This is a genomic window from Nocardioides sp. AE5 (assembly GCF_031844485.1).
Taxonomy (GTDB): Bacteria; Actinomycetota; Actinomycetes; order Propionibacteriales; family Nocardioidaceae; genus Nocardioides.
The window spans coordinates 167,842-184,044 of sequence record NZ_JAUZVI010000008.1; the positions used below are offsets into that span (position 1 = coordinate 167,842).

The window sequence follows — 16,203 nt, forward strand, 5'->3', positions numbered from 1 at the left end:
CAGGCGGACTGACCGTCCATTCCTGCCCGTTCGACGCGATGTTTCGTGTTGATCGGGCGGAATCACAGGCTCGCCTGTGAAACTGACCGGACTACTCCGCGGCGGCGCGGCGCAGGGATTCGGAGAGGCGCTCGGCAGCGGCGATGACGGCGGGGGCGTGCATCCGGCCGGGCTGGCGGGAGAGGCGCTCGAGCGGTCCGGAGACGGAGACGGCGGCGATGATCTTGCCACTGGGGGAGCGGACCGGCGCGGAGACCGAGGCGACGCCCTGCTCCCGCTCGCCGACCGACTGGGCCCAGCCGCGACGGCGGATGCCGGAGAGTGCGGTGGCGGAGAACGCCGCGTTCTGCAGCCCGCGGTGCATCCGCTCCGGGTCCTCCCAGGCAAGCAACACCTGGGCCGCGGACCCGGCACGCATGGTCAGTTGTGAGCCGACCGGGATGGTGTCGCGCAGGCCGCTGGGACGTTCGGCAGCGGCCACGCAGACCCGGTGCTCGCCCTGGCGGCGCCACAACTGGGCGGACTCACCGGTGATGTCGCGCAGACGGGCCAGGACGGGGCCGGCCGCGGCCAGCAGGCGGTCCTCGCCGGCGGCGGCGGAGAGCTCTGCCAGCCGAGGCCCGAGGACGAAGCGGCCCTGCATGTCACGGGCGACCAACCGGTGGTGTTCCAGTGCCACGGCCAGCCGGTGTGCCGTGGGCCGGGCGAGCCCGGTTCCCGCCACCAGACCGGCCAGGGTGGCCGGGCCTGCCTCGAGTGCGGCAAGCACCAGGGCGGCTTTGTCGAGAACACCGACTCCGCTAGAGTTGTCCATATGGCAATACTGCCGTCTCAGATCATGGGATGCAAGAGCTAGGCTCTGTGACCTGAGGAACCAACCGTCAGATCCATCGTGGAGGAAGTCATGGGCAAGACCCTTGCAGAGAAGGTGTGGGACGAGCACGTCGTCCGCAGTGCGCAGGGAGAGCCGGACCTCCTCTACATCGATCTCCACCTGATCCACGAGGTCACCTCGCCGCAGGCCTTCGACGGCCTGCGCCTGGCCGGCCGCAAGGTACGCCGGCCCGACCTGACCCTGGCCACCGAGGACCACAACGTCCCCACACTGGACTGGGACAAGCCGATCGCCGACCCGGTCTCGCGCACCCAGGTCGACACCCTGCGCAAGAACGCCGAGGAGTTCGGCGTCCGGCTGCACCCGCTCGGCGACGTGGAGCAGGGCATCGTGCACGTGGTTGGTCCCCAACTGGGCCTGACCCAGCCCGGGATGACCATCGTCTGCGGCGACTCCCACACCAGCACGCACGGTGCCTTCGGTGCGATCGCCTTCGGCATCGGCACCTCCGAGGTCGAGCACGTGCTGGCCACCCAGACCCTGATGCAGGCCAAGCCGAAGACGATGGCCGTCACCGTCAACGGCTCGCTGCCCGAGGGCGTCACCGCCAAGGACCTGGTGCTCACCCTGATCACCCACACCGGCACCGGCGGCGGCCAGGGCTACATCGTCGAATACCGCGGCCAGGCCATCGAGGAGCTCTCCATGGAGGGCCGGATGACCGTGTGCAACATGTCGATCGAGTGGGGCGCCAAGGCCGGCATGATCGCGCCCGACCAGACCACCTTCGACTACATCCAGGGCAAGCCCGAAGCGCCGCAAGGAGCAGAGTGGGACGCGGCCGTGGCGCACTGGAAGTCCCTGGTCACCGACGAGGACGCCGTCTTCGACAAGGAGATCGTCCTGGACGCTTCCGAGATGACGCCGTTCGTCACCTGGGGCACCAACCCCGGCCAGGGTGTCCCGCTCGGCGGGACGGTTCCGGTGCCCGCGGACTTTGCGGACGAGCAGGACCGGATCGCTGCCGAGAACGCGCTGGCCTACATGGGCCTGGAGGCCGGTACGCCGATGCGCGACGTCGTCGTCGACACCGTCTTCGTCGGCTCCTGCACCAACGGCCGCATCGAGGACCTGCGCCTGGCCGCCGAGATCATCAAGGGCCACAAGGTCGCCGAGAACACCCGGCTGCTGGTGGTGCCCGGCTCGGTGCGGGTGCGGATGCAGGCCGAGGCGGAGGGGCTGCACGAGGTCTTCATCGAGGCCGGCGCCGAGTGGCGTGGCGCCGGATGCTCCATGTGCCTGGGCATGAACCCGGACCAACTCACCCCCGGCGAGCGCAGTGCCTCCACGTCGAACCGCAACTTCGAGGGCCGGCAGGGCAAGGGTGGCCGCACGCACCTGGTCTCCGTCCCGGTGGCCGCCGCGACCGCTATCCGCGGGAAGCTCTCCTCGCCTGCCGACCTGACCGACCTCGCCGTCGCCGGCGCCTGAATCGAGGGACATCACCATGGAGAAGTTCACCACCCACACCGGTGTCGCCGCACCGCTGAAGCGCAGCAACGTCGACACCGACCAGATCATCCCGGCGGTCTACCTCAAGCGGGTCACCCGCAGCGGCTTCGAGGACGGCCTCTTCGCCGCTTGGCGCAACGACCCCGACTTCGTGCTGAACCAGCCGGCGTACGACGGTGCGTCGGTGCTGGTGGCCGGACCCGACTTCGGCACCGGTTCCTCGCGCGAGCACGCTGTCTGGGCGCTGCAGAACTATGGCTTCCGGGTCGTCATCTCGTCGCGGTTCGCCGACATCTTCCGCGGCAACTCGGGCAAGGCCGGACTGCTGGCTGCCCAGGTCGACGAGTCGGTCGTGCAGAAGCTCTGGGACCACATCGATGCTGACCCCGGCACCACCGTCACCGTCGACCTGGAATCGCGCACGATCCGGGCCGGCGAGGGGCCGGATGCGATCGAGGAATCCTTCGACATCGACGACTACACGCGCTATCGCCTGCTCAACGGGCTCGACGACATCGGCATCACGCTGGGCAACGAGGCCGACATTGCTGCCTTCGAGTCCCGACGCCCCTCGTTCAAGCCAGCAACGCTCTGAAGCGCTGACCAAGAGCGCCGAATCCCACGGAAAATAAGGGGATTCGGCGCTCTTGTCGTTCACGGACCGCACGGTTGAGCGGGTTCTGGCACTCCCTGGTGGATCCAGGCGGCAGAAATCTGTTGCAGAAAAACACGGCGTGGTGATTGTGACTCGGCCCGCGAATGCCTAGCGTGCCTTGGAGAAGTCGAGCATGGGCTCGGCCACGAACTGAGTTCATTGGAAGGGAAGCTAGTGAACAAGACACAGCTCATCGACACGCTGGCGGCGCGGTTCGAGGGGAACCGCAAGGCTGCGGCCCACGCTCTCGAGTCCGTCCTGGACACCATCACCCGCGAGGTTGCCAAGGGCGAGAAGGTCGCCATTACCGGCTTCGGATCCTTCGAGAAGCGGATCCGCAAGGCGGGCACGGTCCGCAACCCGCGCACGGGCGAGACCATCAAGACCAAGAAGAAGGCGATCCCCAAGTTCACCCCGGGCGCTGACCTCAAGAACGTGATCTCCGGGGCCAAGAAGCTTCCGAAGCTGACCCTGGCCAAGGCCGGCGACACCGCCAAGGCCGCGGCGAGCACCGCCAAGAAGGCTGCACCGGCAAAGAAGGCTGCCGCGAAGAAGGCGACCCCGGCCAAGAAGGCAGCACCTGCCAAGAAGGCCGCTCCCGCCAAGAAGGCTCCCGCCGCGAAGAAGGCCGCTCCGGCCAAGACCACGGCTGCTGCGAAGAAGGCGGCACCGGCGAAGAAGGCCGCCGCGAAGAAGGCTGCACCTGCCAAGAAGGCCGCCGCGAAGAAGGCTCCGGCGAAGAAGGCTCCCGCCGCGAAGAAGGCGGCTCCGGCCAAGACCACGGCTGCTGCGAAGAAGGCAGCTCCGGCCAAGAAGGCAGCTCCGGCCAAGAAGGCGCCCGCCAAGAAGGCCGCTGCCAAGAAGGCTCCGGCGAAGAAGGCCGCTGCCAAGAAGGCACCCGCCAAGAAGACTGCTGCCAAGAAGGCCTGACCTGGGAGCATGCCCGGCGCCGTGTCCCGTTCAGGGGCGCGGCGCCGGATTCATTTCCTAGACGCTCCCGGCCGTGTGCGTGCCGACCCCGAGCACCATCGCCCGGCCCAGGTCGCCCGGTTCGTCGACGTCCTGGCGGAGGCTGGCCAGGGTGCCCTGGACGGGCATGGCCCCGGCCTCGGCATGGCGGGCCGCGGAGTCGACGCCGTACATCGGGTCGAAGAGTTCCATCCGGGGCGCGGCGTACATCGTGGTCCCGGTGCCGAGCGCGTCGGCCACGAAGGCGGGCCGATCACCGGGCACCTGGCCCAGTGCCTCGTCGAGTTCCTCGGGGCGCAGCGCCGGAAGATCGGCGCACAGGGCCGCCACCGGTGTCTTGGGCCACCGGCGTACCGCCTCGTGGGCCGCCTGCGCCAGCGAACCGTTGAGGTCGCCCTGGACGCCGTCGGGCAGCACCGCGCAGCCGAGTTCCCGGGCCACCGCCGCAAACCGGAAGTCGTCGGTGACGACCAGCACCTGGGCCACCCGCTTGGCGGCCAGTGCGGCGGACAGGGTGTCGTGGGCGAACGCGGTGGCCAGCGCGATCCGCTGCTCGTCGGGCAACTGGCCCAGGCGCGACTTGCCCACGGCGGGTGGCTTGACGGGCACCAGCACGGTGAAGGGGGCGAGGCCTGACATGGTCCCTGATCCTTCCATTCGGGACTGCCCCGCGCGCCCGGGGGTGCCACATGGCGGGAACGAGTAGCCTGCCTTCCAGCACGCGTCCCGGGTCGTGGCCCAGGGCATCGCAACGAAGGGGAGTTCAGGGCAGTGAGCGTTCGCAAGGTCCGCCAGCGCCGCGGTTGGGCGGTCAGCACAGCCGTGGTCACGATCAAGCCTGCGATGCGGGCACTGGCCCGCAGGAACTGGATCGACGGCGACAAGGTCCCCGCCGAGGGCGGCTGCATCATCGCGCTCAACCACATCACCAAGGTCGACCCCTTGATGGCGGCCTACTTCGTCTATGACCACGGCCGGATCCCGAGGTTCATGGCCAAGGACTCCCTCTTCGACATCAAGGGCGTGGGCAACATCCTCAGGTCCGCCCGGCAGATCCCCGTCAAGCGGATGACCGGGGGAGCCGCCGACGCCTTCTCCGCCGCCGTGGACGCGGTGCGGGCCGGGGAGTGCGTGATCATCTATGTCGAGGGCACGATCACCCGCGACCCCGACCTGTGGCCGATGAAGGGCAAGTCCGGGGCGGCCCGGATCGCACTGGAGACCGGTTGCCCAGTGATCCCGGTTGCGCACTGGGGTGTGCAGGAGATCCTGGCGCCGTATGCGAAGAAGCCCGACCTCTTCCCGCGCAAGGACGTCACGTTCAAGGCCGGCGACCCGGTGGACCTCGACGACCTCGTCGCGGCCGGCATCACCGCGGAGCGGACTAGCCAGGCCACCGAGCGGATCATCGCCGCGATCACCAGCCAGCTCGAGGACATCCGCGGCGAGAAGGCTCCCGCCGAGCGCTTCGACCCGCGCGCGGCCGGGGTGAAGCTGATCGGCAACCCCAACGAGGCCAAGGACGACGCAGACAACGACAAGGACAAGGGATGACGAAGGTTGCCGTGCTCGGCGCGGGCTCGTGGGGCACCGCCTCCTCCCTGGTGATGGCAGACGCCGGGAGCGAGGTCACCTTGTGGGCGCGCCGCGAGGAGGTCGCCGAGAACATCAACGTACGCCGCGAGAACTCCGGCTACCTGCCCGGCATCGAGTTGCCCGGCTCCGTCTCGGCCACCACTGACCCCGAGCAGGCCCTGGCCGGTGCCGACGTCGTGGTGCTCAGCGTCCCGTCGCAGAGCCTGCGGGAGAACCTAGGCCAGTGGGCCGACGCGATCCCGCCCCGGGCCGTGATGGTCTCGCTGATGAAGGGCGTCGAACTCGGCACCGTCAAGCGGATGAGCGAGGTCATCGCCGAGGTCACCGGCGCCGGGCCGGAACGGATCGGCGTACTCTCCGGGCCGAACCTGGCCAAGGAGATCGCCAGGCGCGAGCCCGCTGCCTCCGTGGTTGCTTGCGCCGACGAGTCGGTGGCGCGTGACCTGCAGCGCCTGTGCCACACCAAGGCGTTCCGTCCCTACACCTCGGTGGACCTGGTCGGGTGTGAACTGGGCGGGGCCTACAAGAACGTGGTCGCGCTCTCGGTCGGCATGGCCGTCGGCCTCGGGTTCGGCGACAACACCACCGCGTCGGTGATCACGCGTGGCCTGGCCGAGACGGCCCGCCTGGCGATGGCACTGGGTGCCAACCCGCTGACCCTGATGGGCCTTGCCGGCCTCGGTGACCTGGTCGCCACCTGCTCCTCACCGCTCTCGCGCAACCGCACGTTCGGCGAGAAGCTCGGCCTGGGGATGACCACCGAGGAGATCTACGCGAGCACCAACCAGGTGGCCGAGGGGGCCAAGTCGTGCGCCTCCCTGCTCGACCTGGCCAACCGGAACGGCGTCGACGCACCGATCGCCGAGCACGTCGAGGCCGTCGTCTCCGGTCGCCAGACCCCGCAGGAGATGATGGAGGCCGTCATCGCCCGCGACACCAAGGCCGAGACCGACTGAGCGGAGCCTCCCCTCAAGTGAGGTCGTCCAGGGCCGTCCTCAGGTCCTCCCACAGGTCCTCGACGTCCTCGATGCCCACCGACATCCGCACCAGCGCATCCGGGATGGTGGCCGGCTCGACCTTCCAGCGGCGCCGGCGCTCGAAGGTCGATTCGACGCCACCGAGGCTGGTGGCGTGGACCCAGAGCTTCGTCTTGTGGGTCAGCAGGTCAGCGGCCATCGCCCCCTGCGCCAGCACGATCGAGATGATTGCGCCGAACCCCGGGTGGCGGACCTCACTCACGGCAGGGTGCTCCTCGAGGCGGCGTACCAGCTCCTGGGCGTTCTGCTCGGCGCGGTCCAGGCGCACGTGCAGGGTCCGCAGGCCGCGCAGCGCCAGGAACGCCTCCAGCGTGCCGGGGATCGCCCCGACCAGGTCACGGCGCTTCTTGAGCACGTCGAAGAGTTCGTCATCGCGGGTGACGATCGCCCCCATCAACACGTCGGAGTGGCCGGAGATGTACTTCGTCGCCGAGTGGACGACGATGTCGACGTCCGTTTCCAGTGGCTTCTGGCGCAGGGGAGTGGCGAACGTGTTGTCCACCACGACATAGGCGCCCGCGGCGTGGGCCGCGTCGCGGATCGTTGCGATGTCGGCGACCTCCAGGGCCGGGTTCGTCGGCGACTCCAGCCAGACCAGGGAGGCTCCCTCACATGCGGCGACACAGGCCGCGGTGTCGGTCACGTCCACCAGTTCGGTGACGATCCGTCCCCGCGCCTCGAGGTCGGCGAGCTGGCCCACCGTGCCGTTGTAGGAGTGCCGCGGTGCTACCACCTTGCAGCCCTGGCCGACCAGGTCCAGCACCGTGTCCACGGCGGCCAACCCGGAGGCGAAGGAGAGGCAGCGGCCCCCCTCCAGCCCGCCGAGGGCCTCCTCGAAGGCAGTCCAGCTCGGGTTGCCGTAGCGGCCGTACTCCACGTCCCCGCCGGCGACGTACGTCGATGCCATCGTGATCGGCACGTTGAAGGGGGAGTCGGGCACCAGGTCGGGACGACCGGCAGTGACGGCAACGGTGGCAGGGCGGAAGGACGATTCAGGCATGTCTCCCAGAGTAGGACGCCAGTGCGTGCGCCATGATGGACCCCGTGACTGACGAGACGACCACCGCCGATGACCAACTCGCCCTGGCCCGCGACATCGATGCCTGTTGCCGCCTCACCGGGGAGTTCACCCTCCGCTCGGGGCAGGTGGCCAGCGAATACTTCGACAAGTACCTCTTCGAGTCCGACCCGGTGCTCCTTGGCCGGGTCGCGGACCGGATGGTCGACCTGGTGCCGCCGGGCACCGAACTGCTCGGCGGTCTCGAGCTCGGCGGTGTGCCGATTGCCACGGCACTCAGTGCCCGGACCGGCCTGCCTGCCCTCTTCGTGCGCAAGAAGGCCAAGGAGTACGGCACCTGCAAGCTCGCCGAGGGGCCGGACGTGGCCGGTCGCCGGATCACCCTGGTCGAGGACGTGATCACCACCGGAGGCGCCGTACGCGACGCCACCCGGGAGCTGCGGGCAGCCGGCGCCATCGTCGAGGTCGTGGTCTGCGCGATCGACCGCAGCCCGGCGGACGTGAACCCGCTAGACGACGTGCAGCTCGAGGTGCGCCCGGTGCTCACCAAGGCGGAACTCGACGCCGTCCACGGCTAGTCTCTGCGGCAATGACTTCTCCACAGCGCAAGAAGCCCCGCGTCGCCGTCGTCTTCGGGGGCGTCTCCAGTGAACACTCGATCTCGTGCATCTCGGCCGGCAGCGTGATCAAGGCGATCGACCCGGACCGGTACGACGTGGTCCCCGTCGGGATCACCCGCACCGGGCGCTGGGTGCTCGAGGATCCGGCGACCAACCCGCTCGAGCTCGGCCCCCAGGGCGCCCTGCCGAGCGTGGTCGGTGACATCGAGGTCGCCCTGGCCCCCGGTGAGGCGACCGAGCTGCAGGTCCGCGAGCGCAGTGACGTGCCTCGCTCGCTCGGCGAGGTGGACGTGGTCTTCCCGGTGATGCACGGGCCGTTCGGGCAGGACGGGACCCTCCAGGGGCTGTTGGAGATGATGGGCGTGCGCTACGTCGGCGCCGGCGTCCTCTCCTCCGCGGTCGGCACCGACAAGGCCGTGATGAAGCGCCTCTTCACCTCGGCCGGCCTGCCGGTGCTCGACTACGTCGTGGTGACCCCGCGGGAGTGGGCGCGCGACGAGGCCGGGCTCCGTGCCCGGATCGACGACCTGGGGCTGCCGGTCTTCGTGAAGCCGGCGCGGGCCGGCTCCAGCTTCGGCATCAGCCGGGTGGACACCCCCGACCAGCTGGACGCGGCACTGGAAGAGGCGCGGCGCTTCGACCCCAAGGTGCTCGTGGAGGCGGCCGCGGTCGGTGCCCGCGAGATCGAGTGCGGCGTTCTGCAGGGCGTCGGTGCCGGCGATCACACGGCCAGCGAACTGGCCGAGATCCGGATCGATGCCGAGCACGACTTCTATGACTTCGAGGCGAAGTACCTCCCCGAGGAGAACACCGCCCTCGACGTCCCCGCCGACGTGGAGGCGGGCCTCGCCGGGCGGATCAAGGAGTTGGCGGTCGCCGCCTTCGACGCGCTCGACGTCGAGGGCCTGGCCCGGGTGGACTTCTTCGTCTTCGACGACGGGCGGGTGGTGCTCAACGAGGTCGAGACGATGCCCGGGTTCACGGACCTGTCCATGTTCCCCCGGATGTGGGCGGCCAGTGGCGTGGACTATCCGAGCCTGGTGGACCGGTTGATCCAGCTCGCCCTGGCCCGCGACGTCGGCCTGCGCTGAGGCGGGCCTCAGACACAGGGGTCGCGGACCTCCGCGAAGCCGTGCTCGTTGACCAGGTCACTGACCAGAGCCATCACGTCGGCAGGGGGCCGGTGCGCGGCCGGCAGTTGCACCTCGATGCGCGGGGCGTGGGTGATCACGGTCAGCACCACGTCACCGCCGCCATCGCCCCCGTCCAGGTCGGCGACGGCCGAGTCGGGGACATACCACCCGATGCCGTTGACCTCGTCGCAGAGCGCGAACTCGGTGAATCCGTCCGGTACGCCGACACCACACGTCACCACGATCGGCGGATCCCCCCAGGCACGGCCCAGTGCGTCGTCGGGAGAGACCTCCACGCCGGGCTCACCCAGCAGTGGATCGGGCAGGTCGGCCAGGAATGACTCGCACGCGGCCCTGGTCTCCGGGTCGGCATCCGGGCTGTCGATCTCGACCGTCGACGAGCACGAGGTGAGGGCGAGCAGGGCGGCAGGCACCAGCAGGCAGGTACGACGTACACCCGGCCGTCGGCGTGGACCCCGACGCGGGTTGGGAGCAGGTGGCACCGATCAGATGTGGACGATCGGGCAGGTCAGGGTCCGGGTGATGCCGTCCAGGTTCTGCACCCGGGAGACGACCAGCTTGCCCAGTTCGTCGACCGAACGCGCTTCGGCGCGCACGATCACGTCGTACGGGCCGGTCACGTCCTCGGCCAGGGTGACCCCGTCGAGCTGGGCGGTGGCCTGCGCCACCTCGGCGGCCTTGCCGACGTCGGTCTGGATCAGGATGTAGGCCTGGACAGTCATCGGAACCTCCTGGGATGGACGACGGCACCACCGTGCGGGCGCCGGGCTTGCCCGACCAACCTAGCGCGGTCCGCGACACACGGATAGGCCAGCGTGTCGCCGGCGTGGGACCGGCACGGGGCTGATGGGATGGACTCCATGCCCGAGTCACACCTGCCCGCAGATGCCACCCTTGCCGATGTCGGCGAGTTCGCCCTGATCGACGCCGTGACTGCCCTGTTCGAGCAGGGCGAGCAGGTGCTGGTCGGGCCGGGGGACGATGCCGCAGTGCTGCGGATCAAGACCGGCCATGCGGTGGTCTCCACCGACCTGGTCGTCGAGGGGCGCCACTTCCGCCGCGACTGGGTCCCTGCCGCGGACGTCGGTGCCCGGGCGGCGGCACAGAACATCTCCGACATCAACGCGATGGGCGGCAGCGCCACGTCACTGACGCTCGGGCTGGCACTGCCCGGCGACCTCGAGGTTGCCTGGGTGCTCGACTTCGCCCGCGGCTTTGCCGAGGAGTGCGCCAAGGTGGGCGCCAGCGTGGTGGGCGGTGACATCACCCGCTCGGAGACCCTGGTCGCAGCCGTCACCGTGATCGGTGCCTGCACCGTCTCCCCGGTGCTCCGCTCCGGTGCCGAGCCCGGCGACGTACTGGCGCTGTGCGGTCGCCAGGGATGGGCGGCCGGAGGGCTGGCCGTGCTGGGGCGTGGCTTCCGCTCGCCGCGGGTGCTGGTGGAGGCCTACCGGCGGCCAGTCCCGCCGTACGCCGCCGGTGCGGTCGCTGCCGAGGCGGGCGCCAGCGCGATGATCGACGTCTCCGACGGACTGGTCGCCGACGCCACCCACATCGCCGTGGCATCCGGGGTCCGGCTCGACATCGAGACCGCTGCCTTCGAGGTGCCCGAACCGCTGCACGCGGTCAGCGCCGCGCTCGGCGCGGACCCGATCCAGTTCATCCTGACCGGGGGAGAGGACCACCCGCTGCTGGCCTGCTTTCCGGCCGACGTCGACCTGCCCGGTGACTGGACCCGGATCGGCACCGTCCTGGAGGCGGACGGCGCGGGGCCGCGGGTCACTGTGGACGGTGAACCGTTCGAGGGTGCCGGGGGCTGGACGCACTTCTGAGGCGCCGCCGCCTGAACCGCGGATGGTTGACGCCGAACGCGAAGAAGCCCCCGGACTCCCTGCGGAGTCGGGGGCTTCAGTGCGTCAGGGTCAGCGAGAGACCTTGCCGGCCTTCAGGCAGCCGGTGCACACGTTCACACGCTTGGGGGCACCGTTGATGGTGGCACGCACGCGCTGAATGTTCGGGTTGAAGCGACGCTTCGTAATCTTGCGCGACCAGGGCCGGTTGTTACCGAAGCCCGGCTTCTTGGCGCAGATGTCACAGACGGCAGCCACCGTGAACTCCTGGAAAGATCGACGTTGTTGAACAGGGGTGTTGCAAACGAGGGGCCCGATCCACCGCGCACTGGGACACAGGCTCTCGGGCAACTGCACAAGAGTAGCCGATGGCGCTGCGATCCCCGAAATCGTCCATGCTCTAGCCTTGCCCCACGCGGATCACGAGGAGGGGACGGCGATGCAGGACGTCGGAGTGGAGCTGGACAACATCGTCCGGATCGTCGACATCGCCACCGAGGCGCTCAGCGAGGCGCGCGAGGAGATCAACGCCCTCAACGTCTTCCCGGTTCCCGACGGGGACACCGGCACCAACATGTTCCTCACCATGAACGCCGCCCGCGAGGCGATCCACGAGGCGCTCGCCACGGGCGCCGATCGGGGCACCGCGATCGCCGCCTGCAGCCGCGGTGCGCTGCTGGGCGCCCGCGGCAACTCCGGCGTGATCTTCTCCCAGATGATCGGCGCGATCGGCTCGGGCATTGCCCGGATGGGGCCCGGTGAGCGGTACGCCGAGACGTTCGCGCACTCCCTGCGTGCGGCCACCGAGGCGAGCTATGCGGCCGTCGGCACCCCCGTCGAGGGGACGATGCTCTCCGTCGCCCGGGCCGCCTCGGACGCCGCCGTGGCCGCGGTCGACGACCCGTCAGCGCGGACCGGTGACGTGATCACCGCCGCTGCGCAGGCCGCGCGCGAGGCACTGGAGCGGACCCCGGAGCAACTGAAGGCACTGGCCGATGCCGGGGTCGTGGACGCCGGTGGCCGGGGGCTGTGCGTGATCCTCGATGCCGCCGACCTCGCGATGAGCGGACGCCGCCCGGTCTCGGTGCCGCGGCGCAAGTCGATCCCGGTGCCGCTGCCCACCAACGACCTGACCGAGGGCGGTCCGTCGTACGAGGTGATGTATCTCCTCGACGCAACCGACGAGGCCATCGCGCCGCTGCGCACCACCCTGGCCGGGCTGGGGGACTCCCTGGTCGTGGTCGGCGGCGAGGGCCTGTGGAACGTCCACGTCCACGTCGACGACGTGGGCGCCGCCATCGAGGCCGGCATCGTCGCCGGCCGCCCGCACCGGGTGCGGGTCACCCATTTCGCCGAGCAGATCGCCCAGGCCACCGGGCCCAGGGCCAGCGCCCGCACCGGCAGGGCCGTGGTCGCGGTCGCGGCCGGCCCCGGGCTGGGCGACCTCTTCACCGAGTCCGGTGCGGTGGTCGTGTCCGGTGGGCCGGGCAACCGACCCAGCACCGGCATGCTCCTGGAGGCGATCGAGTCCAGCGGTGCGGCCGAGGTGGTCGTGCTGCCCAACGACCCCGACTCGGTCCGGGTAGCCGAAGTGGCCGCCCGCACCGCCGAGGAGTCCGGTGAGATCCGGGTGGCCGTGATCCCGAGCCAGGCCCAGGTGCAGGGACTCGCCGCAGTCGCGGTCCACGAACCGGGCCGCTCCTTCGACCAGGACGTGCTGCACATGACCGCCACGGCACGCCACGCCCGCCACGGCGCGGTCACCGTCGCCGCCAAGCAGGCGATCACCATGGCCGGCCCGTGCGAGCCGGGCGACGTGCTCGGCGTCATCGAGGGCGACTTCGCCGTGGTCGGCAAGGAACTCGACCAGGTCGCCCGTGAGATCATCGACCGCCTGCTCGGCGGTGGTGGCGAGATGGTCACCCTGGTCGCCGGCCAGGACGACGGCGGCCTGGCGGAGCGGCTGGGGAGCTACGTCGAGGAGACCTACCCCATTGTCGACGCCGTGGTGTACGACGGGGGCCAGGAGCGCTACCCGCTCCTGGTCGCGGTGGAATGATCGCGTCCGACCCAGCAGGCATCGGAGGACCATGACCGGCATCAACCTGGACTCGTCGATTCTCTCCGTCCTGGGCAGTTCGCGTGCCGACGACAAGAAGGCCAAGGCGCTGCAGGAGAACCTGGGCGTGCGCACCGTCGGCGACCTGCTGTGGCACTTCCCGCGCACCTACCTGGAGACCGGCGAGCTGACCGAGATGGGCTCCCTCGAGGAGGGCCAACCGGTCATCGTGGTCGCCGACGTCCTCTCCAGCGAGGTCGCGAGATATCGCGACCGGCGCAACGGCCGCACCGCCTATCGCGTCGATGCCGTGATCCGCGCCAGTGGACCGCCGCTGCGGCTGACCCTGTTCGCGAAGAACCAGAAGGTCGCCGAGTGGCACGTCGCGCGCCTCGAGCCCGGCACCAAGGGCGTCTTCACCGGGAAGCTGGGCACGTTCAACGGCAAGTGGCAACTGGCCCATCCGCAGATGGTCAAGCTCTCCGACGACCCCACGGACACGGCCGCGGAGTCGGCACGGGCGATGGCCGAGCAGGTCAAGGGCCTCTTCCCGATCTATCGCACCACCGGCAAGGTGGAGACGTGGGACATCCAGCGGGTGGTCGCCTTCGCGCTGACCGTGGTCGACGAAGTGCCCGACCCCCTGGACGAGGCACTGCGCGAGCGCTACGGCATCGTCGACATCCACACTGCCCTGCGCTGGATGCATGCGCCCGACGACCATCGCCAGCTCGGCGCGGCACACAAGCGGTTCCGCTTCGAGGAGGCGCTGGTCACCCAGGTGGTGATGGCGCGACGGCGGGTCGCACACCGCTCCCGGGGCACCGTTGCCCGCGAGGGCGGGGGAGGCCTGCAGGCGGCGTTCGAGGCGCGGCTCCCGTTCACGCTGACCGACGGACAGGTCGAGATCGGTGAGGTCCTGAGCGCCGAACTGGCCAGCACGGTCCCGATGAACCGCCTGCTGCAGGGGGAGGTCGGTTCCGGCAAGACCCTGGTCGCCCTGCGCGCCATGCTCCAGGTGGTCGACTCCGGCGGCCAGGCGGTGCTGCTGGCACCGACCGAAGTGCTCGCCCAGCAGCACCACCGCTCGATCACCGCGATGCTGGGTGACCTGGCCGCCGGCGGGATGCTGGGCGGTGCCGAGGAGGCCACCGTCGTGGAACTGCTCACCGGCTCGATGGGCAAGGCCGCGCGGCGCGAGGCGCTGCTGCGGATGGCCAGCGGCGAGGCCGGCATCGTGATCGGCACCCACGCCCTGCTCGAGGAGAACGTCACCTTCAACGACCTGGGCCTGGTCGTGGTGGACGAACAGCACCGCTTCGGCGTCGAGCAGCGCGCGGCGCTCGCGGCCAAGTCGCAGGCACCCCCACACGTGCTGGTGATGACCGCGACCCCGATCCCGCGCACCGTGGCGATGACCGTCTTCGGCGACCTGGAGGTCTCCACCCTCCGCGAACTCCCTGCGGGCCGTGCCCCGATCCAGACCAACGTGGTCGCCCTGCGTGAGCACCCGGCGTGGCTGTCGCGGGTCTGGGAGCGGGTGCGCGAAGAGGTCGACAAGGGCCACCAGGTGTACGTCGTGTGTCCCCGCATCACCGGTGACGACCCGGAGGACGGCCAGGTCGACCAGCGCGACCTGGACGCCAACGGCGACCCGGTCGCCGACCCGAAGGGTGCCAGCCTGGCCGCCGTCGAGGAACTGGCCCCGATGCTCGCCGAGGGGCCGTTGTCCGGCCTGCGGGTGGAGCAACTGCACGGTCGCCTGCCCGCCGAGGAGAAGGACGGCACGATGCGCGCCTTCGCGGCCGGCGAGATCGACGTCCTGGTCTCCACCACCGTGATCGAGGTCGGTGTCGACGTGGCCAACGCGACCACGATGGTGCTGCTGGACGCGGACCGCTTCGGCGTCTCCCAGTTGCACCAGTTGCGAGGCCGGGTGGGCCGTGGCGGGCTGCCCGGGCTCTGCCTGCTGGTCACCAACAGCCCGGCCGGCACCCCGGCCCGCGAGCGCCTCGACGCCGTGGCCGCCAGCAACGACGGGTTCGCCCTGGCCGAGGTGGACCTGCGCCAGCGCCACGAGGGCGACGTACTCGGGGCCGGCCAGTCCGGCTGGCGCTCCAGCCTGCAACACCTGCGGGTGCTCCGCGACGCCACGCTGATCTCCACCGCGCGCGAGGCCGCCGAGCACCTGCTGGCCAATGACCCGATGCTGGCCAGGCACCCGGAACTGGCAGCCAGGGTGGACGAACTCGACGATGCCGGACACAGTGACTTCATGGAGCGCTCGTGACCCGGATCATCGGCGGCACCGTCGGCGGCCAGCGGATCGCCGCGCCGCGCGGCGTGCACACCCGGCCGACCACCGACCGGGTGCGCGAGGCACTCTTCTCGGCGATCGAGTCGTGGTGCGGTTCGCTCGAGGGCCTCCGCTTCCTCGACCTGTACGCCGGCTCCGGGGCGGTCGGCATCGAGGCACGTTCCCGCGGCGCCGGCGTGGTCACCCTGGTCGAGTCGGACCGGCGTACGGCGACCCTGGTCGCGGCCAACGTCCGCAAGGTCGGACTGAACCGGGCCGAGGTGATTTCTGCCACGGTCGAACAGTTCCTGCTCCGGGTGCCGCGGGCGCCGTACGACGTGGTCTTCCTCGATCCGCCCTACCCGGTCACCAACGCCGAAGTGGAAGGAATTCTGGGCAATCTGGTGCAGAACGGATGGCTGGCCGAAGGTGCCCTCGTCGTGGTTGAACGGGCCTCCCGCGGGGAACGGTTCACCTGGCCCGCCGGCATCGAGGAGTGGCGCGAGAAGAAGTATGGCGAGACGCTGCTGGGATATGGTCGCGCGGCGCGAGCATCTGCACAGGATCACGGGACCCCGTCCGACGGGGACGCGAGGGAATAG

Annotated in this window: 17 protein-coding genes; 11 read left to right on the forward strand and 6 right to left on the reverse strand. The window is 70.1% G+C overall.

Annotated elements, in window-relative coordinates:
• Positions 1–91: 91 nt before the first annotated feature.
• Entirely contained in the window at positions 92–814 is a 723-nt protein-coding gene (locus tag Q9R27_RS13110; protein ID WP_311252833.1) for an IclR family transcriptional regulator, read from the reverse strand.
• 90 nt (positions 815–904) lie between these two features.
• Here Q9R27_RS13110 and leuC point away from each other — a divergent pair, with 90 nt between their 5' ends.
• The 3 genes from leuC (at position 905) to Q9R27_RS13125 (ending at position 3,932) form a co-directional block, all read left to right on the forward strand.
• Positions 905–2,326 (forward strand): 3-isopropylmalate dehydratase large subunit, encoded by a 1,422-nt coding sequence (gene leuC, locus Q9R27_RS13115; protein WP_311252834.1) that lies wholly within the window; start codon positions 905–907, stop codon positions 2,324–2,326.
• 16 nt (positions 2,327–2,342) lie between these two features.
• The gene (gene leuD, locus Q9R27_RS13120; RefSeq protein ID WP_311252835.1) at positions 2,343–2,942 is read left to right on the forward strand and encodes a 3-isopropylmalate dehydratase small subunit; all 600 of its coding nucleotides are present in this window, start codon (positions 2,343–2,345) and stop codon (positions 2,940–2,942) included.
• Between the two features lie 234 nt (positions 2,943–3,176).
• Positions 3,177–3,932 (forward strand): HU family DNA-binding protein, encoded by a 756-nt coding sequence (locus tag Q9R27_RS13125; protein WP_311252836.1) that lies wholly within the window; start codon positions 3,177–3,179, stop codon positions 3,930–3,932.
• Positions 3,933–3,989: 57 nt separating this feature from the next.
• Here the strand turns inward: Q9R27_RS13125 and cofC are convergent, their stop codons facing one another.
• Complete coding sequence (gene cofC, locus Q9R27_RS13130; protein ID WP_311252837.1) at positions 3,990–4,610, reverse strand: 2-phospho-L-lactate guanylyltransferase; 621 nt, start codon at positions 4,608–4,610, stop codon at positions 3,990–3,992.
• Positions 4,611–4,742: 132 nt separating this feature from the next.
• Here cofC and Q9R27_RS13135 point away from each other — a divergent pair, with 132 nt between their 5' ends.
• Complete coding sequence (locus tag Q9R27_RS13135; protein ID WP_311252838.1) at positions 4,743–5,525, forward strand: lysophospholipid acyltransferase family protein; 783 nt, start codon at positions 4,743–4,745, stop codon at positions 5,523–5,525.
• Positions 5,522–6,523 carry an NAD(P)H-dependent glycerol-3-phosphate dehydrogenase gene (locus Q9R27_RS13140; RefSeq protein ID WP_311252839.1) on the forward strand — a complete coding sequence of 334 codons (1,002 nt, stop codon included), beginning with the start codon at positions 5,522–5,524 and terminating at the stop codon, positions 6,521–6,523. The genes Q9R27_RS13135 and Q9R27_RS13140 overlap by 4 nt, the downstream gene beginning before the upstream one ends.
• Positions 6,524–6,536: 13 nt before the next feature.
• Here the strand turns inward: Q9R27_RS13140 and Q9R27_RS13145 are convergent, their stop codons facing one another.
• On the reverse strand, positions 6,537–7,604 hold the full coding sequence (locus Q9R27_RS13145; RefSeq protein WP_311252840.1) for an aminotransferase class I/II-fold pyridoxal phosphate-dependent enzyme: 1,068 nt from the start codon (positions 7,602–7,604) through the stop codon (positions 6,537–6,539).
• 44 nt (positions 7,605–7,648) lie between these two features.
• On the opposite strand from Q9R27_RS13145, the gene pyrE reads away from it, so the two are divergent.
• Both pyrE and Q9R27_RS13155 read left to right on the forward strand, forming a co-directional pair.
• A complete protein-coding gene (gene pyrE, locus Q9R27_RS13150) occupies positions 7,649–8,200 on the forward strand; it encodes an orotate phosphoribosyltransferase (protein ID WP_311252841.1) in 552 nt (183 codons plus the stop codon).
• 11 nt (positions 8,201–8,211) lie between these two features.
• Positions 8,212–9,333 carry a D-alanine--D-alanine ligase family protein gene (locus Q9R27_RS13155; RefSeq protein WP_311252842.1) on the forward strand — a complete coding sequence of 374 codons (1,122 nt, stop codon included), beginning with the start codon at positions 8,212–8,214 and terminating at the stop codon, positions 9,331–9,333.
• A gap of 8 nt (positions 9,334–9,341) precedes the next feature.
• On the opposite strand, the gene Q9R27_RS13160 is transcribed toward Q9R27_RS13155, so the two are convergent.
• Both Q9R27_RS13160 and Q9R27_RS13165 read right to left on the reverse strand, forming a co-directional pair.
• The gene (locus Q9R27_RS13160; protein ID WP_311252843.1) at positions 9,342–9,809 is read right to left on the reverse strand and encodes a DUF3515 family protein; all 468 of its coding nucleotides are present in this window, start codon (positions 9,807–9,809) and stop codon (positions 9,342–9,344) included.
• A gap of 72 nt (positions 9,810–9,881) precedes the next feature.
• Positions 9,882–10,118: an Lrp/AsnC ligand binding domain-containing protein gene (locus Q9R27_RS13165; protein WP_311252844.1), complete on the reverse strand. Its 237-nt coding sequence runs from the start codon at positions 10,116–10,118 to the stop codon at positions 9,882–9,884.
• 138 nt (positions 10,119–10,256) lie between these two features.
• On the opposite strand from Q9R27_RS13165, the gene Q9R27_RS13170 reads away from it, so the two are divergent.
• Positions 10,257–11,228, forward strand: coding sequence for a thiamine-phosphate kinase (locus Q9R27_RS13170; RefSeq protein WP_311252845.1), 972 nt, complete (start codon positions 10,257–10,259; stop codon positions 11,226–11,228).
• A gap of 90 nt (positions 11,229–11,318) precedes the next feature.
• Here Q9R27_RS13170 and rpmB read toward each other — a convergent pair whose 3' ends face one another.
• A complete protein-coding gene (gene rpmB, locus Q9R27_RS13175; RefSeq protein ID WP_110205992.1) occupies positions 11,319–11,504 on the reverse strand; it encodes a 50S ribosomal protein L28 in 186 nt (61 codons plus the stop codon).
• Between the two features lie 181 nt (positions 11,505–11,685).
• Here rpmB and Q9R27_RS13180 point away from each other — a divergent pair, with 181 nt between their 5' ends.
• The 3 genes from Q9R27_RS13180 to rsmD are packed head-to-tail and all read left to right on the forward strand — an operon-like array spanning position 11,686 to position 16,203.
• Positions 11,686–13,305, forward strand: coding sequence for a DAK2 domain-containing protein (locus Q9R27_RS13180; protein ID WP_311252846.1), 1,620 nt, complete (start codon positions 11,686–11,688; stop codon positions 13,303–13,305).
• A gap of 31 nt (positions 13,306–13,336) precedes the next feature.
• Positions 13,337–15,595: an ATP-dependent DNA helicase RecG gene (locus tag Q9R27_RS13185; RefSeq protein WP_311252847.1), complete on the forward strand. Its 2,259-nt coding sequence runs from the start codon at positions 13,337–13,339 to the stop codon at positions 15,593–15,595.
• Positions 15,592–16,203 (forward strand): 16S rRNA (guanine(966)-N(2))-methyltransferase RsmD, encoded by a 612-nt coding sequence (gene rsmD / locus Q9R27_RS13190; RefSeq protein ID WP_311252848.1) that lies wholly within the window; start codon positions 15,592–15,594, stop codon positions 16,201–16,203. The genes Q9R27_RS13185 and rsmD overlap by 4 nt, the downstream gene beginning before the upstream one ends.

Coding starts and splice junctions, on each gene's coding strand:
- Q9R27_RS13110 (WP_311252833.1), bottom strand. CDS start 814: ATGGACAACTCTAGCGGAGTCGGTGTTCTCGACAAAGCCGCCCTGGTG.
- leuC (WP_311252834.1), top strand. CDS start 905: ATGGGCAAGACCCTTGCAGAGAAGGTGTGGGACGAGCACGTCGTCCGC.
- leuD (WP_311252835.1), top strand. CDS start 2,343: ATGGAGAAGTTCACCACCCACACCGGTGTCGCCGCACCGCTGAAGCGC.
- cofC (WP_311252837.1), bottom strand. CDS start 4,610: ATGTCAGGCCTCGCCCCCTTCACCGTGCTGGTGCCCGTCAAGCCACCC.
- Q9R27_RS13140 (WP_311252839.1), top strand. CDS start 5,522: ATGACGAAGGTTGCCGTGCTCGGCGCGGGCTCGTGGGGCACCGCCTCC.
- Q9R27_RS13145 (WP_311252840.1), bottom strand. CDS start 7,604: ATGCCTGAATCGTCCTTCCGCCCTGCCACCGTTGCCGTCACTGCCGGT.
- Q9R27_RS13155 (WP_311252842.1), top strand. CDS start 8,212: ATGACTTCTCCACAGCGCAAGAAGCCCCGCGTCGCCGTCGTCTTCGGG.
- Q9R27_RS13165 (WP_311252844.1), bottom strand. CDS start 10,118: ATGACTGTCCAGGCCTACATCCTGATCCAGACCGACGTCGGCAAGGCC.
- Q9R27_RS13170 (WP_311252845.1), top strand. CDS start 10,257: ATGCCCGAGTCACACCTGCCCGCAGATGCCACCCTTGCCGATGTCGGC.
- Q9R27_RS13180 (WP_311252846.1), top strand. CDS start 11,686: ATGCAGGACGTCGGAGTGGAGCTGGACAACATCGTCCGGATCGTCGAC.
- Q9R27_RS13185 (WP_311252847.1), top strand. CDS start 13,337: ATGACCGGCATCAACCTGGACTCGTCGATTCTCTCCGTCCTGGGCAGT.